Origin of the sequence: Paraburkholderia caribensis (genome assembly GCF_002902945.1) — a bacterium.
Lineage (GTDB): Bacteria > Pseudomonadota > Gammaproteobacteria > Burkholderiales > Burkholderiaceae > Paraburkholderia > Paraburkholderia caribensis.
The window spans coordinates 1008066-1030490 of sequence record NZ_CP026101.1 but is presented as its reverse complement, the minus strand read 5'-3'; the positions used below and the strand labels follow the sequence as shown (position 1 = coordinate 1030490).

The window sequence follows — 22425 nt, the reverse complement described above, 5'->3', positions numbered from 1 at the left end:
CCCTGTCGCGCTCCCATGCAACTGTTCAGTGCTTCTTGCCGCCGGATTCGCCCGATTTCAGACCTTCGAGCGCCGCAAAAGGATTGGGCCGTTTGGGCTCTTCACCCTCTTCAGCTCCTCCTTCGACGGCCTCTTCGCCTTCCAGCCCGCTGGCGCCCGAGGTGAGACTCTCGTGCACTTCGGGACAGGCATCGTGTTTCGGCACGAGCGGCAACGAAAGCAGCAATTCCTCTTCGATCAAGTCGACAAGATCGAACTGGCGTGACCCAACGATCACATCGACTTCATCCTCGTCCAGGGGAAACTCTTCAGCCTCCTCTTCGGTATTGACGATCCGGTAAGTCGCATCGACGTTGAACGCCTGCTCGTACGGAGACAGGCAACGCTGACATTCGAGCCATGCGGCGCCGTGAATCGCGAGCCTCAGATACGGCTGCGGACCCTCGGTGCCGTCGTCCTGCAATTCCGGCTGTGTCGCCCCTTCGGCTTGCCAGGTGAACGCGGTGTCGCGGTCTGGCGCTTCCTGCGGGACTTCGTTTAACATGCGCGGCAGTTGCGAGACGCGCACGGTACCCGCGGCCTGACGTCCACTGCGGGCAAATTCGAACAGGTCGAGTGCACGCGGGTCGACGAGACCAGCAGGTTTGCCAGGATGTTGAGTCATGTGCGCTCCTGCGTCGGCAAGGATTTCAGCCGGGTAAGTCGTTATGCGTCGTTTTAGTGGCGCTGGAAGACGGTCTGGATATCACCAGGATGCCCATCCGGCGCGCCATTCGGCAAAGCATACCGATGAAAAGCCCAAAATCATATCCGTTTTGTCTTTTCGAGTCAAACACTTAAGGGCGCACCCGCAAGTGTGTTCGCGCCCCGCCTTTTCACCTTCAGTTTCACCCAGAGATCAAGGTTCTTTTCCAGCATGCCGGATTCCTCCAAACGCCCGCCCCGCCTGATTCTGGCGTCCAGTTCGCCGTTTCGGCGCGAACTGCTCGAACGGTTGCGCATTCCGTTCGACGTCGCCGTGCCCGCCATCGACGAGACGCCGCTCGTGGGCGAATCGCCCGAAACGACGGCATTGCGCCTCGCGCAGGCAAAAGCGCGCGCGGTCGCAGCCGCACTGATCGCTGGCGAGCGAGCGCTCGTGATCGGCTCGGATCAGGTCGCGACCTACGACGGCCATCAGATCGGCAAGCCCGGCACGCACGAAAAAGCGCTGGCGCAACTGCAAGGCATGCGCGGCCGCGAAGTGCTTTTCCACAGCGCGCTGTGCGTGTTCGACAGCGGCTCGGGCGACGCGCAAGCCGTCGACGTGGTCACGCGCGTACGCTTTCGCGATCTGCCCGACGCCGCGCTCGACGCCTACCTGCGCGCCGAGACGCCGTACGACTGCGCGGGCAGCGCAAAAGCGGAAGGCCTCGGCATTGCGCTACTCGACGCAATTGAATCCGACGATCCGACAGCGCTGATCGGCCTGCCGCTGATCGCGCTTACGCGCATGCTGCTCGCTGCGGACTATCCGCTGCTGGAGGTGCGATGAGCGGCGTTCTCTATCTGATCCCGAACACGCTCGGCGACGGCGACGCCGCCGCGCTGGACGCCGTGCTGCCCGCACCGGTTCGCGCTCGCGCGGCCGCCCTGCACTATTACATAGGCGAAAACGCCAAAACCACGCGCGCATTCCTGAAGAAAGTCGGCACGGAACGGCCCATCCAGGAAATCGAGATTCGCGAACTGAACGTCAACACGCCAGCAGGCGAAATCGACAGATTGCTGGCGCCCGTGCTTGCGGGGACGGATGCCGGGCTCGTGTCCGAGGCCGGCTGCCCGGCCGTCGCCGATCCGGGCGCGCTACTCGTGCGGCGCGCGCACGAGCGCGGCGTGAAGGTGGTGCCGTTCGTCGGGCCGAGCTCGATCCTGCTTGCGCTGATGGCGTCGGGATTGAACGGCCAGAGCTTTGCGTTTCACGGCTACCTGCCCGTCGACGCGAACGAGCGCGCGAAACGCCTGCGCGACCTCGAACAGCAGTCGCGCAAAGGAAAGCAGACGCAGATTTTTATCGAGACGCCATATCGGAATCGCGCGCTGCTCGACACGCTGATCGCGACCTGCGCGCCGTCGACGCTTATTTGTGTTGCCGTGGACCTGACGCTGGAAAGCGAGACCATCGTGAGCCGGACAGCTGCCGACTGGAAGAAAAAACCTGCGCCCGATCTTCACAAGCGCCCAGCCATTTTTCTGATTCTGGCGGCTTGAGCGAGAGAAGACGGCGGCCAGATTGCTGGCCGCCGCCTGGAAACGCCCTCGCTTAGCGAAGGTTCAACTTCCCGATTGCGGCCATCGCGCGCACGGCCCCGCTACCGACGGCTGCGCCGAACTTTTTCGCGACGCGGTCGGTGATGCTTTCCTTCACCGTGTAGTCGACGACATCGGGAGCCTTGATGATTTCGCGCGCGACATAGTCGGTGTCACCGAAACCGTCTGCGAGGCCTAGCTGGACGCTCTTCTCGCCCGTCCAGAACAGTCCAGAGAAGATATCGGGCGATTCCTGAAGACGTTTTCCGCGGCCCTGCTTCACGGCATCGATGAATTGCGCATGGATCTCGTCCAGCATCGCTTGCGCGTGTTGATCCATCTTCGGCGTATCGGGCGAGAACGGATCGTAAAATCCCTTGTTCTCTCCGGAAGTGCGCATCCGGCGTTGAATGCCGAGTTTGTCCATCAGGCCGGTAAAGCCGAATCCATCCATCAGCACGCCAATCGAGCCGACGATGCTCGCCTTGTCGACGTATATCTTGTCGGCAGCGGCAGCAGCATAGTAACCACCCGACGCGCACATATCGCTTACGACGACGTAGAGCGGAATTGAAGGATATTTCGCGCGCAATCGGCGGATTTCACGGTAGATAATTCCAGCCTGCACGGGACTCCCACCGGGGCTGTTGCAACGCAGGATCACGCCCGCCGTGCCCGTGTCATCGAACGCACTCGCCAGCGCCGCGTCGACATCTTCCGCGTTCGCGTTCGTATCGGACGATATCTCGCCGTCAAGTGTCACGAGTGCAGTATGCCGCCCCGTCGTGGCCGCAACTTTCTCGCCGCTGAAATCGAGCACGGCCCACGCAACGAGAACCAGCACGCCGAGAAACAGGAAACGAAAAAAGATCCGCCAGCGGCGCGCAGCGCGTTGCTCGTTGACGGCCGCCAGCGCAATCCGCTCGAGCGCGGCGCGCTCCCAGTTCGGCTCGTCGGCGGGCGCCCGGCGCTCGCGGCCCGCCGCGGCCGGTTCGTTCGGATCGGGAGTCAAATTATCGGACATGCATTGCCGCCGCAGAAAACGTGGTTTCGGGAAATGTAGCTGGGAATCAGGCAGATGCTGGACGCAGATCAGCATCCGGAAGCCAGAACACCGCGCGCCCTTCGGGCGTGTCGCGCTCGTCGACGCGTACCGGGCGAAGCCTGCCGCCGCGGCACGGGCCGCCTACGCACTTGCCTGTATCCGGGGCATAAATCGCGCCATGCGTTGCGCACATCAAGTATAAGCCGGACGATTCGAAGAACTGTCCTTCGTTCCAGTCCAGTTCCATCGGCACGTGTGCGCAACGGTTCAGATAACCATACGCCACGCCGTCATAGCGAACGAAGAACACCACGGCATCGCCGCCCGCGTACGTCGCGTCGCGGCGCACGCCCGCGCCGCCGTCGACGAGTTCTTCGGATGCGCAAACGCGCACCGCCTCCTGTGCGGCGTCCGTCATGCGTGCTCCCGCAGCCAGCCCGACAATGAAGCGATGCTGTCGGCGACGAATTTCGGCTCCAGCGCCGTCAACGAATCTGCCGGGTGCGCGCCGTACGTGACGCCGATGCCCGACACGCCCGCATTGATCGCCATTTGAAGATCGTGCGTGGTATCTCCGATCATCACAGTGCGCACGGGATCCTGCCCCAGTTCGCGCGTGAGCTCCTGCAGCATGGCCGGATGCGGTTTCGAGAACGTTTCATCGGCGCAGCGCGTGCCGTCGAAAAGACTCGTGAGCCGGACCTGATCGAGCGCGCGGTTCAGCCCGACGCGGCTCTTGCCGGTAGCGATCGCGAGCAGATAGCCCTGATCGCGCAGATCGGCGAGCATCTCTCGCACACCTGCAAACAGCTCGGTCGTCTGATCCTTCACCAGATAGTGGAAGCGATAGCGCTCGGCGAGGCGCGGGTAATCGGATGGGTCCAGCGTCGGCGCGGCGATCTGCAGCGCGTCGCGCAAACCCAGGCCGATCACGAAGCTCGCGGCCTCGTCAGCCGGCACGGGCAGCCCGAGATCGCGGCAGGCCGCCTGAATGCTGCGGGTGATATGGACGGTCGAATCCATCAACGTGCCGTCCCAATCGAAGACGATCAGGTCAAATTGCTCTCTAGCCATGCGATTTCGTCTCGGTTTGTGATTGTTCGTGCGTTCCCGCCCCGGCCGCCTCAGACAGTTGCGCGATGAAGCGCTTGCAGTCGGCCGGCAACGGCGCTTCGAACTGTAGCGTGTCGCCCGTCGCCGGGTGCGTCAGCTTGAGCCGGTACGCGTGCAAGAACATCCGTTTAAGCCCCGGCTGCGCATTTGCGCGTGCGAGCGCCTTGTTCAGCGCGAAATCGCCGTATTTGGCGTCGCCGACGATCGGCAGTCCCAGATGCGCCAGATGGACACGAATCTGATGGGTCCGCCCCGTTTTCAGTTCCGCTTCGAGCAGCGCGTAACCCGGCCAGCGATCGACGAGATTGAAAATGGTGTGGGACGGGAGCCCGTCAGGCTGTACGCGCACGCGCCGCTCGCCGTCCGGCAGCAGATATTTATGCAGCGGCTCCTTCACGGCGCGCCGGCGGCCCCAGTCGCTCGCCCATTCACCGTGCACACACGCGTAGTAACGCTTGTCCATCCGGTTTTCGCGGATCTGTTCGTGCAGATTGACGAGCGCCGCACGCTTTTTCGCGAGCATCAGCACGCCCGACGTCTCGCGGTCCAGCCGGTGCACGAGTTCCAGAAATTTCGCCTGCGGACGCGCCGCCCGCAACTGCTCGATCACGCCGAACGCGACCCCGCTGCCGCCGTGCACGGCGACGCCAGCCGGCTTGTCGATCACCAGCATATGCTCGTCTTCGAACAGAATTTCGAAGTGCGCCGACGGCACCGGCGCGTGCACCGCCTCGTCCGCCTTCGCGACGCGGATGGGCGGCACGCGCACCAGATCGCCAAAGGCGAGACGGTACTGCGCGTCGACGCGGCCCTTGTTCACGCGCACTTCGCCGCTGCGCAGAATCCTATAAATATGACTTTTCGGCACGCCCTTACAGACGCGCAACAGGAAGTTGTCGATCCGCTGACCGGCCGCGCTGTCGTCGATTTCGATCATCGACACCTGATCGCTTGCAACGGGGCTTGTCACCGATTTCTGGGATATTTTGCCTAACTCTTTCATTCTGAATATAATTTGCCCAGCAGTCTGCGGTGGCCGACTATATAGGATCGGCGCCTTAAACCGAATCGCGGGTGGATTGCGCAGGTGCAAGCGATAAAACGTCATTTTACTTGCGCCGGGGGCTGGTTGCTCGCCCTGAAAATGAGATGCAACAAGTTGCACGCACGATGCGCGACACGGCAGGGACGGCGCCCACAGGCACGTTCGGTCACCGTCGGCACCGTCGGTAACGGAATTTTGGTCAAAAAGAATTTGACTGGCGAGCTTCGGCAAGGGCAGCTTTCATGTCCCTTAAGCGCGAAGCGGCCGGTGGCGAAAATACGGCGTGCGCCCGAGGCGTCCTGCGGAGAGTGCAGGACATGGCGACGTCAAAATGAGGCGAGACACCCCGAGCGGGACAGGCAAGCGCAGTGAGCGAGCCTGCCCGCTGCGGCAAGACCGCAGCCTTCGAACGTGTCCGGACGCGCGCCCAACTGGCGCGCCGGTGCACGTGGACGAAGGCTGATGCTAGTCGGCTGCCAGGACCCGCGGCGTGTCGGGCCATTATTTGAAGCCGTGTTCGCATGTGCCCTGCGGCTGCGCGTCCATTTATTGGAGACGGCGCCCATATCAGGCAATTCTCCCGCCATCTTTCCCGCTCCAGCGTGCTTGTGAAAACACAATAAGGCGCGGCATGCCGCTGCCCCAAGCCTTCGGCCGGGTTCTTCCCGCGCGCCGTCGGCCGGACAGGCAGAGCCGCTCTGGAGCCGTTCAATGAAACGCATGTTGTTTAATGCGACGCAGCAGGAAGAACTGCGCGTCGCCATCGTCGATGGGCAAAAACTCATCGACATCGACATCGAAACCGCCGGGCGCGAACAGCGCAAAGGCAATATCTACAAGGGGATCGTGACGCGCATCGAGCCGTCGCTCGAAGCCTGCTTCGTCAACTACGGCGAAGACCGCCATGGTTTTCTCCCGTTCAAGGAAGTCGCCCGCCAGTACTTCCGCGAAGGCATCGACATGCGCTCGGCGCGCATCCAGGATGCCCTGAAAGAAGGACAGGAACTGATCGTTCAGGTCGAGAAGGAAGAACGCGGCAACAAGGGCGCAGCCCTTACCACGTTCATCTCGCTCGCCGGCCGCTACCTCGTGCTGATGCCGAACAATCCGCGCGGCGGCGGCGTGTCGCGCCGGATCGAAGGCGACGACCGCCAGGAACTGCGCGAAACGATGTCCCAGCTGCAACTGCCCGAAGGCATGAGCATCATCGCGCGCACGGCGGGTATCGGCCGCAGCGCGGAAGAGCTGCAGTGGGACCTGAACTACCTGATGCAGCTGTGGCGCGCAATCGAAGCCGCGTCGCAAAGCGGCTCGCAGGGTCAGCCGATGCTGATCTATCTGGAATCGAGCCTCGTGATCCGCGCGATTCGCGACTACTTCCAGCCGGACATCGGCGAAATCCTCATCGACACCACGGAAATCCACGACCAGGCACGCGCCTTCATGGATATCGTGATGCCGGACAATGTCAACAAGGTGAAGCGGTATCACGACGACGTGCCGCTTTTCTCGCGCTTCCAGATCGAGCACCAGATCGAGACGGCGTACTCGCGCACGGTGCCGCTGCCGTCGGGCGGCGCGATCGTGATCGACCACACGGAAGCGCTCGTCGCGATCGACGTGAACTCGGCGCGCGCCACCAAGGGCGCCGACATCGAGGAAACGGCCACCCGCACGAACCTCGAAGCCGCCGACGAAGTCGCGCGCCAGCTGCGTCTGCGCGACCTGGGCGGCCTGATCGTGATCGACTTCATCGACATGGAGTCGGCCAAGAGCCAGCGCGAAGTCGAGCAACGCCTGAAAGACGCGCTCAAGCACGACCGCGCGCGCGTCCAGATGGGCAAGATCTCGCGCTTCGGCCTGATGGAACTGTCGCGCCAGCGTCTGCGTCCGGCGCTGTCGGAAGGCAGCCACGTGACCTGCCCGCGCTGTAATGGCACGGGCCACATCCGCGATACCGAATCGTCCGCACTGCAAGTGCTGCGGATCATTCAGGAAGAAGCGATGAAGGAAAACACGGCAGCGATCCACTGCCAGGTTCCCGTCGAAGTCACGGCCTTCCTGCTCAACGAGAAGCGTTCGGAAATCAACAAGATCGAATCGCGCTTCAAGGTCAACGTCGTGCTGGTGCCGAACAAGCACCTCGACACGCCGCACTACAAGCTCGAGCGTCTGCGTCACGACGACGCACGCCTCGACGATCCGCGCGCGTCGTGGAAGATGGCCGAGGAAGCCGCCCGCGAACTGGAATCGGAAACGGGCTACAGCAAGCGCGCCGAAGAGGTGAAGCCGAAGCAGGAAGCGGCTGTGAAGGGCATCACGCCTGAAAAGCCGGCGCCGAGCGCGCCCGTGCGCACGCCGGCCCCCGCTGCCGCCACGGTCGAAGTCAAGCCTGCTACGGGCGGCTTCATCGGCTGGCTGAAGGGTCTGTTCGGCGTACAACCGGCGGCTCCCGCTCCCGCGCCCGCACCCGTCGAGAAGACGGCGAAGCCCGCACGCGGCGAACGCACCGAGCGCGGTGAGCGCACGGGCGAACGCGGCGGCGATCGTAACCGCAACCGTCGCAACGGCGCAGGTGGCCGCGATGCGGCGGGTCGTGGCGAAGGCGCGGCAACGCAAGGCCGCCAGGGTCAGCCGTCGCAACGCGGCGAACGTCAGGAACGCGAACCGCGAGAAGCACGTGAACCGCGCGCCGGCCGCGAGCCGCGCGAAGGCCGCGAGCCACGTGAGGCACGCGAACCGCGCGAGGCACGTCCGGAGCGCGTCGAACGGGGTCAGGAGCGTGCGGAACGCGCCGAAACCGCTGAAGCAACGCGCGGCGAGCGTCAGGAACGCCCGGATCGTGGCGAGCGCCGCGAGCGTGGCGAACGCGGTGAGCGCCGCAAGCAGCAGCCTGAAGCAGCCGACGCGCTGAGCCAAAACGAGGCTCAGGCCGATGTCGCCGGACAGGCGCAAGCGAATCTGATGGGTGGCGCAGCCCCCATTGACGACGCGCGTGATGGCGAAGAGCGTCGTCGTCGCCGTCGCGGTCGCCGTGGTGGGCGTCGCGAGCGTGACGAAGAAGGCGTGAACGTGAACACGGCCGCCGACGTCGCGGAAGCGGAAGGCGAAACGGCAGTGGCAGCATCGGCGGAAGCGCCCGTGCGCGCACCGGAACACACGGGACGTCACGAGACGCAGCCGCAAGCGGTCGAAGCAGCACAACAGCAGCCGGCACAGGAAGTGAAGCCGGTCGAGGTCGTCGTGGCAGCCGTCGCGACGGGCGCCGCCGTGGTCAGCGAATTGCACGCATCGGCTGAAACGCCGGCGCTGGCTGTCGAAAAGGCTGCGAAGGCGGAAGCCATCGTGCCGGCCGACGAAGCGCCCGTTGCAACGCGCACGGAAGCAGCCGCCGAAACGCCGGCCGCTTTCGAGCCGCAAGCAGTTGAGCCTGTCGCAACGACGCAAGCGCCCGTTGAAGCGCCCGCGCCCGTCGAGACCATTGCGGCAGCACCCGTCGCCGAAGCGCCTGTCGTCGTCGAGTCCGTCGCGGAGCCGGTTGCAGCGGCTCCGGCCCCGGCAGCGCGTGCGGAAGCAGCGCAGCCGGCCGTCGAAGCGCCCGTTGCAACGCAGCCTGTCGTCGAGCCGGTTGTTCAGCCGGTCGCGGAACCCATCGCAGACGTCGCGCCAGCGCAACCCGCAGCGGAACCGGTCGTAACGGAAACCGTAACGGAAGAGGTAACGGAACCCGCACCGACCGCCGCAGCAGCCGAGCCGCAACCCGTTCGTACGAACGGCGTATCGGCCGGCCGTCAGTCGACGCAAAGCCTCGAAGCGATGCTGGAAAGTGCCGGCCTCGTCTGGGTCAACACCGACTCGGACAAGCTGCGTGTCGCGCAGGAAGCTGCCGCGCAAGCGGTGAAGCCCGCACGCGCGCCGCGCGAGCGCAAGCCGCTTCCGGCCGCCGACACGACGCCGATGCAACAGGTCGAAACCGCAAAGCAGCCGCAGTAAGCGGTCGCTAACCTCGCCCGGCTGCAACGCCGGGCATCCCGAAAAGCCCGCCTTCAAGGCGGGCTTTTTGCTGTACCCATCCAGACGGCACCGCGCGTTTCGCCCTACTGTGACGGAAAGTGCCTTCCGCTAGAATGAAGTCTGATATCCCAAATATGTAATCATGTCCCGACGCATCATTCCTGTTGCCGACGTCAGCGCCGTCCCCGACGTCGCCGGTCCTGTGCGGACCCCGCGCGGCGAGCTGACCGATACGCTGTCGCGTCCGCTGCGCGACCTGCGCATTTCGGTGACTGACCGTTGCAACTTCCGGTGCGTCTACTGCATGCCGCGCGCGGTGTTCGACAAGGACTATTCGTTCCTGCCGCACAGCGCGCTGCTGACATTCGAGGAAATCGAGCGGATCGCAACGATTTTCGTCGCGCATGGCGTGGAGAAAATCCGTCTGACGGGCGGCGAGCCGCTGTTGCGCAAGAACCTCGAATTCCTGATCGAACGGCTCGCGCGAATGACGACGGCCGCCGGCAAGCCGCTCGACCTGACGCTCACCACCAACGGCTCGCTGCTCGCGCGCAAGGCGCGCAGCCTGAAAGACGCCGGTCTGAGCCGTGTGACTGTCAGCCTCGACGCGCTCGACGATGCGTTATTTCGCCGCATGAACGACGCCGATTTCGCCGTGCGCGACGTGCTCGACGGCATCGAAGTCGCGCGGTCGGTCGGGCTGGCGCCGCTGAAGGTCAACATGGTCGTCAAGCGCGGCACGAACGACAGCGAAATCGTGCCGATGGCGCGCCACTTCCGGGACTCCGGCGTGGTGCTGCGCTTTATCGAGTACATGGACGTCGGCACGTCGAACGGCTGGAACATGACGGAAGTGCTGCCGTCGGCGGACGTGGTCGCGCGGATCAGCGAGCACTTTCCGCTGCTGCCGCTCGAAGCGCATAGCGCCGCCGAAACCGCGCAGCGCTGGGGCTACGCGGACGGCAGCGGCGAGATCGGCGTGATTTCCAGCGTGACGCGCGCGTTTTGCGGCGACTGCACGCGCGCCCGGCTATCGACGGAAGGAAAGGTGTACCTGTGCCTGTTCGCGTCGTCGGGCCACGATCTGCGCGCGCTCGTACGCAACGGCACGAGCGACGCAGGCATCGCCACCGCGATCGCCAACATCTGGCACGCGCGCGGCGACCGCTACTCGCAACTGCGCGGCAGCGCGAGCGCTACCTCCACGACGACGCGCGAAGAACGGCGTGTCGAGATGTCGTACATCGGCGGCTGAGCCGCTCTTTCCAATGAGCATCACGCGCGACCAGATCACCGGCCTGCTGCTCGCAGGCGGTCGCGGCATGCGCATGGGCGGCGTCGACAAGGGGCTGCAGATGCTGCACGGCGAACCGCTCGCCCTCCACGTGATGCGGCGCCTCGCGCCGCAGGCCGGACCGCTTCTGATCAGCGCGAACCGGCACACGGAGCAATATGCGGAGCTAGGCGGACCGTTTCACGCAACCGTGATCTCCGACACGCTGCCCGATTTTCCCGGTCCGCTCGCCGGTCTGCTCGCCGGTTTGCGCGCGGCGTCCACGCCGTTCGTGCTGTCGGCGCCATGCGACACACCCGGTTTGCCCGCCGATCTCGCCATGCGGCTCGCCGCCGCGCTCGATCAGCAAGACGCGCAAGACGCGGGCATCGCGACCGTCACGACCATGGACGCCCGGGGCGAGACGTCCATTCACCCGGTTTTCGCACTCGTGCGCACGTCGCTTGCCGACGATCTCGAAGGCTTTCTGCAAGCGGGAGAGCGCAAGGTTCGCACGTGGTACGCACGCCACAGGGCGGTCGAAGTCGCCTTTCCGGACGAGCGCACGTTTTACAATATCAATTCACTGCAGGAACTCGCCGACCTCGAACGCGGTTGACCGGGTTTAACATTAGCAGCGCCATTTGCCGCGATTGCCGCCCGGCCGCCGCCGCACCGCATTCCGTCGCGACGCTCCCCTTTCATGACCACGCTGAACGAAACTTCGAGTTGCGTCGCACAGTACGACGCTCAAGCCATGCCGGTGTCCGCCGTACAGGCAATCGTGCGCGAATGGGCGACACCCGTGACGACCGTCGAGCGCGTTCATCTGCGTGACGCGCTGAACCGCGTGCTGGCGCAGGACATCGTCTCGCCCATCGACGTTCCCGCCCACGACAACTCGGCGATGGACGGCTACGCGTTCGCAGGCGCGGCGCTCGAAGTTCGAACGGGCGTGCCCGACGAAAAACGCGAACTCGTGCTGAGCGTGGCGGGCAAGGCTTTCGCCGGGCATCCGTTCGCGGGAAGCATCGAGCGCACGCAATGCGTTCGCGTGATGACGGGCGCGACGATGCCCGCGGGCTGCGACACCGTCGTTCCGCAGGAAGCCGTCACGCGCGACGGCGACACCATTCGCTTTGCAGCGTCGCCGTTGCGCACGGGCGCGAACCGGCGCCTCGCGGGCGAAGACCTCGCGCAGGGCGCGGTCGCGCTGAAGGCGGGTCGCATCGTGCGGGCGTCGGACCTTGGATTGCTCGCGTCGCTGGGCATTGGCGAGGTGTCCGTGCGCCGCCGTCTGCGTGTCGCATTCTTTTCGACGGGCGACGAACTGCGCTCGATCGGCCAACTACTCGATCCGGGCTGCGTTTACGACAGCAACCGCTATACGCTGTTCGCGATGCTCAAGCGCCTCGACGTCGATCCCATCGACCTCGGCGTGGTCCGCGACGAGCCCGCCGCGCTTGAAGAAGCATTGCGAACGGCTGCATCGAGCGCGGATGTCGTGATAACCTCCGGCGGCGTTTCGGTGGGCGAAGCCGATCTGACGAAGCAAATGCTGCGCATGCTCGGCGACGTCGTGCACTGGAGTCTCGCGATGCGTCCGGGCCGGCCGCTGGCGTTTGGACGCATCTGGTCGGGCGGCAAACCCGGCGCGGGCGAACCGGCAATCTTCTTCGGCCTGCCGGGCAACCCCGTCGCGGTGATGGCGGCGTTCTATCAGATCGTGCGTGAAGTGCTGCTGCGGATGTCCGGCGCGACGACTCATCCTGTGCCGCTCATCCGCGCCGCGTGCGTCGACGCGATCCGCAAACGGCCGGGCCGTACCGAATTCCAGCGCGGCATCGCGCAGCGCGACGCGCAAGGCACATGGCGGGTCACGCCGACGGGCTCGCAAGGCTCCGGCGTGCTCAGCTCGATGAGCGAAGCGAATTGCTTCATCGTGCTCGCCCACGACCAGGGCGATCTCGACCCAGGCGACGCCGTCGATATCATGCTGTTCGACGGCCTCATCTGAGCGCACGAGGCAGGCCAGTTTTTACGCAATCCACTACGACATACGGGTTTGACTTACATGAAAAAACAGATCTCGTTCATTGCACCGGGGCAGACGGCAAAGGCATTGATCCTCGTGTATCTGACGTTCAGCGTGCCTATCGTGCTGCTGGGCGTGCTGGTCGCCTTCATCCGCTATGGATCGGTGGAACTGAGCACCGTGTTCAGCGCGCTGCTGCTCAACGCGATTCTGGGTTTCATCCTGCTGTGGATTGCATGCCACGCGTACAACTGGGTGGCGTCGCGCTTCGGCGGCATCGAGATCCAGTTGAGCGACGTGCCGGAGGAAGCGTAATGCCGGCGACGATCCGCGCCGCCACGCCTGACGACGTCGGCGCGATGCTCGCGTTGATGTACGAACTGGCCGAGTTCGAAAAGCTCACGCATCTGTTCATCGCGACGGAAGACGGTCTGCGCGACGCGCTGTTCGGCGCGCGCCCTTCGGCAGAGGCGATCGTCGCGGAACGCGACGGCAAGATGATCGGCTACGCGCTGTTCTTCCATAACTACTCGACGTTCCTCGGACGGCGTGGCCTGTATCTCGAAGACCTGTACGTGCAGCCGACCGAGCGCGGCACGGGACTCGGGTCGAAGATGCTGCGTTATCTGGCGGCACTGGCTGTCGAACGGCAGTGCGGCCGCTTCGAATGGTCGGTGCTGGACTGGAATCAGCCTGCCATCGATTTTTATCAGAAGATGGGCGCGACCGTGCTACCAGACTGGCGCGTCGTGCGCATCACGGGCGACGCGCTCGATCAACTGGCGGCGAGCGCGGACTGATTGGCACGCCCGCCCGGCGCAGCGTCGCTCCCGTTCGAAGCTGCCCTTCTGGCTGGCGAGGCGCTCAACCATCGCGGTCGAGCGTTGCCAGCCTTCGCTGCGTCAAGACTCTTCCGCATCGACTCCGGACAGCGAGTCCCCAAGCAAGCCCGCCGCCCGCTCTTCGGGCAACGCCTCGACGTCGCGCAGCTTCCTGTTCATCTGACGCGTGCGCACTTCCGCCGCCTCGATCGAACGCGTGACGGTTTCGAGTTGCGACTTGGTCTTCGCCAGCACGTCGCCGAATTTGCCGAACTCCGTCTTCACCGCGCCCAGCACCTGCCACACTTCGCTCGACCGCTTTTCGATGGCGAGCGTACGGAAACCCATTTGCAGACTGTTGAGCAAGGCCGTCAATGTGGTCGGCCCGGCAATCGTCACGCGATAGTCGCGTTGCAAAAGGTCCGTGAGCCCCGGGCGGCGCAGAATCTCGGCGTACAAGCCTTCCGTCGGCAGGAACAGCAGCGCGAAGTCAGTGGTATGCGGCGGCGACACGTACTTTTCCGCAATCGTCTTCGCTTCCGCGCGAATCCGCCCTTCGAGCGCGCGCGACGCGTCTTCGACTGCGACGGGGTCGCTACGCTCCTGCGCTTCGATCAGACGTTCATAGTCCTCACGCGGAAATTTTGCATCGATGGGCAACCATACGGGCGTGGCCGCCGCATCGGGTGTCGGCTGACGTCCCGGCAGCTTGATCGCGAACTCGACGCGGTCGTTGCTCTTCGGGATCGTCGCAATGTTCTTCGCGTACTGATCGGACGTCAGTATCTGTTCGAGCAACGATTCGAGCTGCACTTCGCCCCATGTGCCGCGTGTCTTAACGTTTGTCAGAACCTTCTTCAGATCTCCGACACCCGCCGCCAAAGTCTGCATTTCGCCGAGACCGCGATGCACCTGTTCGAGACGGTCGGACACCAGCTTGAACGATTCGCCAAGGCGTTGTTCAAGCGTCGCGTGCAGCTTTTCGTCGACGGTGCGGCGCATTTCTTCGAGCTTCGTCGAGTTGTTGGCCTCGATGTCTTTCAGCCGCTGCTCGATGGTCGCGCGCACTTCCGCGAAACGCCGGTCGTTCGCCTCCGTCACCTGCGCCAGTTGCTGCTGCAACGTTTCGCCGAAACGCTTCAGCGTCACGCCCTGTTCTTCGCGCGCCTGTTGCGCCTGCTGCTGCAGGCTGTGGCGCACGGCGTCGAGTTGTTGCGCGTTCGTATCCGTCAGCTTGACGAGCTGCTGCGCAAAGCCGTCGATCTTGGCGGCCTGCACAGTCGTCATGCTAGTGAACTGGGAGGCGAGCGTCTGCTGAAACTGCGAGAAGCCGCCGCTCAATTCCGTGCGCGAGACGCGCGCCGTTTCGGAAATCTCGCCGCGCAGCTCGCGTTCAAGCCGCTCGTACTCGCGCGTCTGCGCAAGCGCCGCGGCATCGAGACGCTCACCCAGTTCGTCGAATTGCATCTGCTGATGCGCGCCACCGCTGCCGCGCATCAGCATGAACAGCGCGATCACCAGCGCGACGGCCAGTACGGCAACGGCCGCGATCAAAACCATCGTCATGAACGCGCCTTCCCGATCACATCAGGGTTGATAGGGTTCGGCGGACGCCCGGCGCGCGGACCCTCGCCCAACCCCGCGATCAGATTGTCGGCCGCGAGATTCGCCATGGCGCGGCGCGTGGCTTCCGTCGCACTCGCGATGTGCGGCGTCAGCACGACATTCGGCACGGTGAGCAGTGCCGGATTGAGCTTTGGCTCGCCCTCGAACACGTCGAGGCCCGCCGCGGCGATACGCTTCTCGCGCAACGCTTCGGCAAGCGCCGCGTCGTCGACGATGCCGCCACGCGCGATGTTGGTGAGCGTGGCCGTCGGTTTCATCAGCGCGAGTTCGGCAGCGCCGATCGTGTGATGGTTCTCAGCCGTGTACGGCAACACAAGCACGACGTGATCGGCACGGCGCAGCAGGTCCTGCTTCGACGCATATTCCGCGTTCAGTTCAGCCTCGATCTCGGGCGCGACACGCGAGCGGTTGTGATAGATCACGTTCATGTTGAAGCCGCGCGCGCGACGCGCGAGCGCCTGCCCGATGCGGCCCATGCCGATCACGCCGAGCGTCGAGCCATACAGGTCCGAGCCGAGAAAGCCGTCGTACGACCACTTTTCCCATTTGCCCGCGCGCAACCAGTGCTCCGATTCCGCGATGCGGCGCGCCGCCGCCATCATCAGCGCCCAGCCGAAATCCGCCGTCGATTCGTTGAGCACGTCGGGTGTATTCGTGCCGAGCACGTTCGCCGCGTTGAACGCGGCCATATCGAAGTTGTTGTAACCGACCGCCATGTTCGACACCACACGCAGACGCGGCGCGGCGGCCAGCACGGACGCGTCGATCGCGTCGCCCGCCGTCAGCGCGCCGTCTTTATCGGCGAGGCGGCGTTTGAGCTCGTCGGCGGGCAGCACGTCGCCGTTATGCCAGTCCACTTCGAAATGCTGCTTGAGGCGCTCGATCACATCCGGAAAGATGGGACGCGCAACCAGAACCTTTTGCATTGCCATTCTCCGAGTATCAGTCCGTAGCGCGTCCCTTCGGCGCGCGCACGGCATCAAAAGAAAATCAACGATGTTGCGATGAACAACGGTATCAGCACGATGCCCGACCACGCGAGATAGCCGAAAAAACTGGGCATCTTCACGCCGCGCGACTCCGCGATCGCCTTGACCATGAAATTCGGCGCGTTGCCGATGTAGCTGTTTGCGCCCATGAACACCGCGCCTGCCGAAATGGCCGCGAGCGTCGATGCGCCCGTGGTCGTCAACGTCTGTGCGTCGCCGCCGGCGAGGTTGAAGAACACGAGGTACGTGGGTGCATTATCGAGGAACGACGACAACAGGCCCGTCGCCCAGAAATACATGTCGTCGCGCGGCTGGCCGGCCGTGTCGTTGACGAGATGCACGATGCCGCTGAGCGCGCCCGCTTCGCCCGCGCGCAACATCATGATGACAGGCGCGATCGTGACAAAGATTCCCGCAAACAGTTTCCCGACTTCTTCGATGGGCGCCCAGTTGAATGCGTTGCCCTCACGCGCGGCGCGCGGCGTCACAGCCAGCGACAGCAGCGTCACCGCGATCAGCGCCACGTCGCGCACGACATTCTGCAGCTCGACATGCGTGCCCGCCACATCGAACGCGATGCCTGGCTTCCAGATGCCGCTCATCAACACCAGCCCGATCACCAGTGCCAGCAGCACGAAATTGATCTTGCCGACGACGCCAACGGCACGCGTATCCGGCGACGGATCAACGGGCAGCACTTCTTCGCGATGCCGGAAATAGTACGCATCGAGCGCGTAGAAAATGGCAAGCAGCACGATGCAGACGAACAGCGTTGGCAGCGCGAGATGCACGGTTGTCCAGAAGAAGCCGACGCCGTTCAGAAAGCCGAGGAACAGCGGCGGATCGCCGAGCGGCGACAGCGACCCGCCCGTGTTCGCGACCAGGAAGATAAAGAATACGACCACATGCACGACGTGCTTGCGGTTGTCGTTCGCGCGCAAGAGCGGCCGGATCAGCAGCATCGCCGCGCCCGTCGTGCCCATGATGCTAGCGAGCCCCGTGCCGAGCGCGAGCAACGCCGTATTCAGACGCGGCGACCCGTGCAGATTGCCCGTCACGCAGATGCCGCCCGCAACGGTATAGAGCACTGTCAACAACACGATGAACGGCACGTACTCTTCAAGCAGCGCATGAATGAACGTACCGAACGCCGTCGACGCGCCGAACGCGAAAGCGAACGGCACAAGGAACACGGCGGCCCATGCCACGGAAATCTTGCCAAAGTGATGATGCCAAAGCTTGGGTGCGACGAGCGGGAGCACGGCAATCGACAGCAGGACGCCCGCGAACGGCACGCCCCACCAGACGGAGAGCGAAGCACCGTCGAGACTCGCGGCCGATGCCGCAAGCGGCCAGCAAGACAGCACGAACAACAACGCGACGCCGGCCATTCGAGAACACGCGTGCTCGACACGTCCCTGCAACGGCACAGCGTTACGCGCCACGCACGACGATCGCATGCACGCGATAAGGACCGTGCGCACCGAGCACGATGGTTTGTTCGATATCGCCTGTGCGCGACGGGCCGGAGACGAAGTTGACGGCGCGCGGCAGTTCGCCGCGTTCGCTGCGGATCAGATTGAACGCTTCCTCATGACCGGCGACGATGCGCGAGGCCGGCACGATTGCAATGTGCGTCTCCGGCAGCAAGCCCGCCGACGCATAAGTGTCCGGGCCCGACAGCAGCACCAGCGTGCCCGTTTCAGCCGTCGCGCAGAAGCAGCCCGTGATGCCGACGCGGTCTTCGTCGCGCGGCTTGCGAAACTCGACGTCGATCTGGGAGCCGGCCCAGGGCAGCGCCTCGAGCGTCTGCCACGCGATGGCTTGAGTGGGAAGATTCAGTTCGGAAAGGTAACGATGCGCGGCGGCGGGTGCGTCGGCGAGCGATTCGACGGTATCGACCGTGGTCGCCATTTTCTTCGCCTGCTCGATGAAATGCGCGACGAGATCGGCCGGCAGGGTTGGGCGCGGACCTTGCGGATGACTTGCGAGATACGCCTGCGCCGCCTCGCGCTCGGACGCGGCCGGCTCGGGCTCACGCCCTTGTGCCGCGCGAATGCGCGCCAGGATGTTGCGGCGGGCCGTCGATGTATCCATGTGCAATATCCTCGTGCCGGTGGTCGTGCTGAACGTGGGACATACGCGTGCGAAATGCGCCCTGCTCATTGCGCACAGTGACGGTCGAATTATACCGGCCGCCCTTCATGCCAACACCTGGCCGAACGGCATATACCGGCACTCGTGCGAAGTGCCGACAATGCACTCACATGCTGCCGGACTGCAACGCGAAAGCGTGACGGGGCGTCACTTGCCCGCGGATTCTTCCTCAGGTTGCTCGATACCGAACACCTGGCGCAGATAGGCAAGGTACGCCTTGTCTTCGCACATGTTCTTGCCCGGCGAATCGGACAGCTTCGCGACGGGCTGCCCGTTGCACTTGACCATCTTGATGACGATCTGCAGCGGGTTATAGCCAAGGTCGTTCGTGAGGTTCGTGCCGACGCCGAAGGCGAGCTTGCAGCGCCCACGGAAGCGCTCGTACAGCTGCAGCACCTTTGGGATGTCGAGCGCGTCGGAAAAGACCAGCACTTTCGTGCGCGGATCGCAGCGGTTCGCTTCGTAGTGCGCGAGAAGACGCTCGCCCCAGTCGAACGGGTCGCCGGAATCATGGCGCGCGCCGTCGAAGAGCTTGCAGAAGTACATGTCGAAATCACGGAGGAACGCCTGCATGCCATACACGTCCGACAACGCGATGCCCAGATCGCCGCGATACTCCTTCGCCCACATTTCGAAGCCGAAGATCTGCGAGTCGCGCAGACGCGGACCCAGCGCCTGACAGGCTTGCAGGTATTCGTGCGCCATCGTGCCGAGAGGCGTCAGGCCATGCTTCATTGCATAGAACACGTTGCTGGTGCCCGTGAACTGGTCGCGCAGACCGTCCTTGAGCGTGAGGATCACCTCTTCGTGCCAGCGCCCGGAGAAACGGCGCCGCGTGCCGTAGTCGGCGATCTTGCAGTCGGCGAACTCGGGGCGCGCACCGAGCAGCTGCATCTTGTCGCGCAGGCGCTCGCGTCCTTCGCTGTAATCGGGCTGCTGCTGCGTGTTGCGGAAGTACACTTCGTTGACGATCGCAAGCACGGGGATCTCGAAGAGGATCGTGTGCAGCCACGGCCCCTTGATGTCGATTTCGATCTCCCCGTTGCCCTTCGCCGAGGGCGTGATCGAGATGTATTTTTCGTTGAGATGGAAGAGCGCGAGAAAGTCGATGAAGTCGCTCTTGATGAAGCGCATCCGGCGCAGATAGTCGAGATCGCCTTCATTGAAGCGCAGCTTGCAGAGCTTGTGCACTTCGCTGCGAATCTCGTCGATGTACGGCACCAGGTTGACGTTCGGCGTGCGGCAGCGGAACTTGTATTCGACGTTGGCAGCCGGGAAATAATGCAGCACCACCTGCATCATCGTGAATTTGTACAGGTCGGTGTCGAGCAGCGAAGTAATGATCATGATCTTGCAAACCGGGACTGCATGAAATCGGAAGACGTCAGGCCTCGTGCGCCCTCGCCCTTTCGTGTTCGCCATGTGCGCTTCGGGCTTCGCGCAGAGTCCCGCTCGAAACGGGCCCCGCACAGACGCTGTCGCATGTTACCCGAATGCGCGCCGGCGGTTGTTTGAATGCGTCAAGGCCGGCGGGCGCGGGCGGCGCAAACCGCTCGCCATAAACTAATCACCAAACGATATAAAAGGGTTGGGGCGATCGCGTATGCACTACTTGACGTTACGTTACAATACCGCTTTTGGCGTCTTGCCATCCCCCATTACCTAAAAGATATCGTTTGCAGGAGTTGCCTGAATGACTCACGTTGTGACCGAAAGCTGCATCAAGTGCCGCTATACCGACTGCGTCGATGTGTGCCCGGTGGACTGCTTTCGCGAAGGTCCCAACTTCCTCGCGATTGACCCGGATGAATGCATCGACTGCGCGGTGTGCGTTGCGGAATGCCCGGTGAACGCCATTTACGCGGAAGAAGACGTGCCCGGCGACCAGCAGCACTTCACGGAGCTCAACGCCGAGCTCGCCAAGGCATGGCCCAGCATCACCAAGACCAAGGCGCCGCTGCCCGAGGCCGACGAATTCAAGGACGTGAAGGAAAAGCTGGCGCTGCTCGAGCGTTGAGCGCCGCAAGCTGTCGTTCCAGGTCGAATCAGTCGAATTAAATTGAGATGATTCGAAGGTATTGACAGCTTCTGATACACCCCCTACAATTCCGCTTCTCTGCTTTTGTTGTTCCCCGATAGCTCAGTCGGTAGAGCGCCGGACTGTTAATCCGTAGGTCCCTGGTTCGAGCCCAGGTCGGGGAGCCAAAGAATTGCAAGAGCCCGTTAACCACAGCGGGCTTTTTTATGTAGCGACAAGTTGTATTGCTGTTCCCCGATAGCTCAGTCGGTAGAGCGCCGGACTGTTAATCCGTAGGTCCCTGGTTCGAGCCCAGGTCGGGGAGCCAAAATTCGAAGGCCCGCATTCGTGCGGGCCTTTTCTTTTTCTGCCGCCGCTTATCGGCATGCAGCTTGATCGACAAATAGATGCGCCGCAGGCGTATCGCACGTCGGCAGCCGGCGCCCGCAACCAGGTTACGATGGCGGTCTCACCGGCAGCCATCCTGGCTGTCCTGCAAACGCCCATTCTTCCGGTCACCTGATGAAACTCGCCCTGCCCTGTGCGCACAGCGCGCGCGCCGCCGTCTTCCTCGCCGCTTCGGCAGCGTTCACCTGCGCGCCGTTCGCGCAGGCCGAGGAAGTCGCCAGCGTCAATACGAACTTTCATATCACCGGCTCGGATCGCGTGGTCGTCGAGGCGTACGACGATCCCGCCGTGCAGGGCGTCACCTGTTATGTGTCGCGGGCGCGCACGGGCGGCATCAAGGGCACGCTCGGGATCGCCGAAGATCCGACCGAGGCGTCGATCGCGTGCCGCCAGGTCGCCGCCATCAAGATTCCCGAGCCGCTGCGCCAGCAAGCCGACGTATTCACGGAACGGATGTCGCTGATCTTCAAGACACTGCACGTGGTGCGGGTCGTCGATTCGAAGCGCAACACACTCGTGTACCTGACCTACAGCGACCGGGTCGCGACGGGCAGCGCGAAGAACAGCGTCACGGCCGTGCCGATGCCCGCCGGCACGACGATCCCGGTTCGCTGAACGCGCCGCAGGGCAGTCCCAGGCACAACAAGCCGCACAGGGCGCGCTAAACTGAAAGGTCCACCCGGACTTCGCTCATGACTTCGACCCGCTTCCGCGATAACGCCCGTTACTGGCGCACGCCGCTTCTGCCTGGCGCGGATCTGCTCACGGCCGAATATCACGATCACGAGTTCACGCCGCACTGGCACGACGCGTACACGATTCCCGTGATCGAGGCTGGCGCGGAAACGTATCGATATCAGGGCTCGCGCCATGTCGCCGAGGCGGGCAGCGTGCCCATCATCAATCCCGGCGAAGTACATACCGGTTCGCGCGCCATGGACGAAGGCTGGCGCTACCGCGTGATGTACGCCCCCGTCAATTTCATTCACACGCTCGCCGAGGACATCGCGGGCCGCGCGCAGCCGCTGCCGTGGTTCGATGCCGACGTGATCCGCGATGCCGACCTTGCCGTGCGCCTGTCGCGCGCCCATCAGTTGCTGGAGGCGAACGGCGATCCGCTCGTCGCGGAGACGGCGATGCTCGACGCGCTGTCGACGCTGCTCGTGCGCTACGGCCGCACGCGTCCCGACACGCCGCAACTCGCCACCGACGACGCGCGTGTCATCACGATGAAAGAGCAACTGGCCGGCGATCTGGCCACGCCGCTCAAGCTCGCCGATCTCGCCGATGCCGTCGGCCTGTCGCAGTTTCACGCGGCGCGGCTCTTCACCCGCGCGACGGGACTGCCACCGCACGCGTGGCGCAACCAGGTGCGTCTGCAGCGCTCGCTCGCGCCATTGCGCGCGGGCGCATCGGTGGCCGATGTGGCGGCGGCGGGCGGCTTCACCGATCAAAGTCACTTCACGCGGCACTTCCGGCGCATGTTCGGCGTGCCGCCGGGGCGCTGGCAATCGGCCTGAACGGGCCGCGCGCGGAAGATCGCGCCGTATGAAGCCCGACGCATCGAGGCATTGAAGCCGCACCAGGCGCAAG

At 64.0% G+C, this 22425-nt stretch carries 21 protein-coding genes and 2 tRNA genes; 13 read left to right on the top strand and 10 right to left on the bottom strand.

Annotation, left to right across the window (positions count from 1 at the left end; translation table 11 throughout):
- Nucleotides 1–25 precede the first annotated feature (25 nt).
- A complete protein-coding gene (locus tag C2L66_RS04605; RefSeq protein ID WP_060601714.1) occupies nucleotides 26–664 on the bottom strand; it encodes a DUF177 domain-containing protein in 639 nt (212 codons plus the stop codon).
- Nucleotides 665–916: 252 nt separating this feature from the next.
- Between C2L66_RS04605 and C2L66_RS04600 the strand changes: the two genes are divergently transcribed.
- Nucleotides 917–1534 carry a Maf-like protein gene (locus C2L66_RS04600; protein ID WP_060601716.1) on the top strand — a complete coding sequence of 206 codons (618 nt, stop codon included), beginning with the start codon at nucleotides 917–919 and terminating at the stop codon, nucleotides 1532–1534.
- The gene (locus tag C2L66_RS04595; RefSeq protein ID WP_035990164.1) at nucleotides 1531–2250 is read left to right on the top strand and encodes an SAM-dependent methyltransferase; all 720 of its coding nucleotides are present in this window, start codon (nucleotides 1531–1533) and stop codon (nucleotides 2248–2250) included. Before C2L66_RS04600 ends, C2L66_RS04595 begins: the two co-directional genes overlap by 4 nt.
- Before the next feature lie 52 nt (nucleotides 2251–2302).
- On the opposite strand, the gene C2L66_RS04590 is transcribed toward C2L66_RS04595, so the two are convergent.
- Genes C2L66_RS04590 through C2L66_RS04575 form a run of 4 tightly spaced genes read right to left on the bottom strand, consistent with a single transcriptional unit; the run spans nucleotide 2303 to nucleotide 5450 of the window.
- Nucleotides 2303–3313, bottom strand: coding sequence for a S49 family peptidase (locus C2L66_RS04590; RefSeq protein ID WP_054934140.1), 1011 nt, complete (start codon nucleotides 3311–3313; stop codon nucleotides 2303–2305).
- Nucleotides 3314–3359: 46 nt separating this feature from the next.
- Entirely contained in the window at nucleotides 3360–3752 is a 393-nt protein-coding gene (locus C2L66_RS04585; protein ID WP_054934139.1) for a Rieske (2Fe-2S) protein, read from the bottom strand.
- Nucleotides 3749–4408, bottom strand: coding sequence for an HAD-IA family hydrolase (locus C2L66_RS04580; protein ID WP_035990160.1), 660 nt, complete (start codon nucleotides 4406–4408; stop codon nucleotides 3749–3751). Before C2L66_RS04580 ends, C2L66_RS04585 begins: the two co-directional genes overlap by 4 nt.
- Nucleotides 4401–5450: an RluA family pseudouridine synthase gene (locus tag C2L66_RS04575; protein WP_060601719.1), complete on the bottom strand. Its 1050-nt coding sequence runs from the start codon at nucleotides 5448–5450 to the stop codon at nucleotides 4401–4403. The genes C2L66_RS04580 and C2L66_RS04575 overlap by 8 nt, the downstream gene beginning before the upstream one ends.
- 753 nt (nucleotides 5451–6203) lie before the next feature.
- On the opposite strand from C2L66_RS04575, the gene C2L66_RS04570 reads away from it, so the two are divergent.
- From C2L66_RS04570 to C2L66_RS04545, 6 genes are all read left to right on the top strand, one after another.
- Nucleotides 6204–9485: an Rne/Rng family ribonuclease gene (locus tag C2L66_RS04570; RefSeq protein ID WP_060601722.1), complete on the top strand. Its 3282-nt coding sequence runs from the start codon at nucleotides 6204–6206 to the stop codon at nucleotides 9483–9485.
- Between the two features lie 163 nt (nucleotides 9486–9648).
- On the top strand, nucleotides 9649–10761 hold the full coding sequence (moaA, locus tag C2L66_RS04565) for a GTP 3',8-cyclase MoaA (RefSeq protein ID WP_054934136.1): 1113 nt from the start codon (nucleotides 9649–9651) through the stop codon (nucleotides 10759–10761).
- A 13-nt stretch (nucleotides 10762–10774) separates the two neighbouring features.
- A complete protein-coding gene (mobA, locus tag C2L66_RS04560) occupies nucleotides 10775–11398 on the top strand; it encodes a molybdenum cofactor guanylyltransferase MobA (RefSeq protein WP_060601725.1) in 624 nt (207 codons plus the stop codon).
- Between the two features lie 84 nt (nucleotides 11399–11482).
- Complete coding sequence (gene moeA / locus C2L66_RS04555) at nucleotides 11483–12796, top strand: molybdopterin molybdotransferase MoeA (protein WP_060601728.1); 1314 nt, start codon at nucleotides 11483–11485, stop codon at nucleotides 12794–12796.
- Nucleotides 12797–12853: 57 nt separating this feature from the next.
- Entirely contained in the window at nucleotides 12854–13129 is a 276-nt protein-coding gene (locus C2L66_RS04550) for a hypothetical protein (protein ID WP_007741774.1), read from the top strand.
- Nucleotides 13129–13614 (top strand): GNAT family N-acetyltransferase, encoded by a 486-nt coding sequence (locus C2L66_RS04545; RefSeq protein WP_060601730.1) that lies wholly within the window; start codon nucleotides 13129–13131, stop codon nucleotides 13612–13614. The genes C2L66_RS04550 and C2L66_RS04545 overlap by 1 nt, the downstream gene beginning before the upstream one ends.
- Nucleotides 13615–13716: 102 nt before the next feature.
- Here C2L66_RS04545 and C2L66_RS04540 read toward each other — a convergent pair whose 3' ends face one another.
- The 5 genes from C2L66_RS04540 to pncB form a co-directional block, all read right to left on the bottom strand.
- A complete protein-coding gene (locus tag C2L66_RS04540; protein WP_060601733.1) occupies nucleotides 13717–15201 on the bottom strand; it encodes a DNA recombination protein RmuC in 1485 nt (494 codons plus the stop codon).
- Nucleotides 15198–16187 carry a 2-hydroxyacid dehydrogenase gene (locus C2L66_RS04535; protein WP_054934183.1) on the bottom strand — a complete coding sequence of 330 codons (990 nt, stop codon included), beginning with the start codon at nucleotides 16185–16187 and terminating at the stop codon, nucleotides 15198–15200. The genes C2L66_RS04540 and C2L66_RS04535 overlap by 4 nt, the downstream gene beginning before the upstream one ends.
- Before the next feature lie 53 nt (nucleotides 16188–16240).
- Nucleotides 16241–17641 carry a sodium:proton antiporter gene (locus tag C2L66_RS04530; RefSeq protein WP_060601734.1) on the bottom strand — a complete coding sequence of 467 codons (1401 nt, stop codon included), beginning with the start codon at nucleotides 17639–17641 and terminating at the stop codon, nucleotides 16241–16243.
- A 43-nt stretch (nucleotides 17642–17684) separates the two neighbouring features.
- Entirely contained in the window at nucleotides 17685–18347 is a 663-nt protein-coding gene (locus C2L66_RS04525) for a LutC/YkgG family protein (RefSeq protein WP_060602762.1), read from the bottom strand.
- Between the two features lie 207 nt (nucleotides 18348–18554).
- Complete coding sequence (pncB, locus tag C2L66_RS04520; RefSeq protein ID WP_054934130.1) at nucleotides 18555–19754, bottom strand: nicotinate phosphoribosyltransferase; 1200 nt, start codon at nucleotides 19752–19754, stop codon at nucleotides 18555–18557.
- Between the two features lie 346 nt (nucleotides 19755–20100).
- On the opposite strand from pncB, the gene fdxA reads away from it, so the two are divergent.
- From fdxA to C2L66_RS04490, 5 genes are all read left to right on the top strand, one after another.
- Nucleotides 20101–20424, top strand: coding sequence for a ferredoxin FdxA (gene fdxA, locus C2L66_RS04510; RefSeq protein WP_035990147.1), 324 nt, complete (start codon nucleotides 20101–20103; stop codon nucleotides 20422–20424).
- A gap of 112 nt (nucleotides 20425–20536) precedes the next feature.
- Nucleotides 20537–20612 (top strand) — tRNA-Asn (locus C2L66_RS04505).
- Between the two features lie 64 nt (nucleotides 20613–20676).
- Nucleotides 20677–20752: transfer RNA gene (locus C2L66_RS04500), tRNA-Asn, on the top strand.
- Nucleotides 20753–20946: 194 nt separating this feature from the next.
- Nucleotides 20947–21447, top strand: coding sequence for a CreA family protein (locus tag C2L66_RS04495; RefSeq protein WP_054934129.1), 501 nt, complete (start codon nucleotides 20947–20949; stop codon nucleotides 21445–21447).
- Between the two features lie 77 nt (nucleotides 21448–21524).
- The gene (locus C2L66_RS04490; protein ID WP_060601737.1) at nucleotides 21525–22352 is read left to right on the top strand and encodes an AraC family transcriptional regulator; all 828 of its coding nucleotides are present in this window, start codon (nucleotides 21525–21527) and stop codon (nucleotides 22350–22352) included.
- Nucleotides 22353–22425 lie beyond the last annotated feature (73 nt).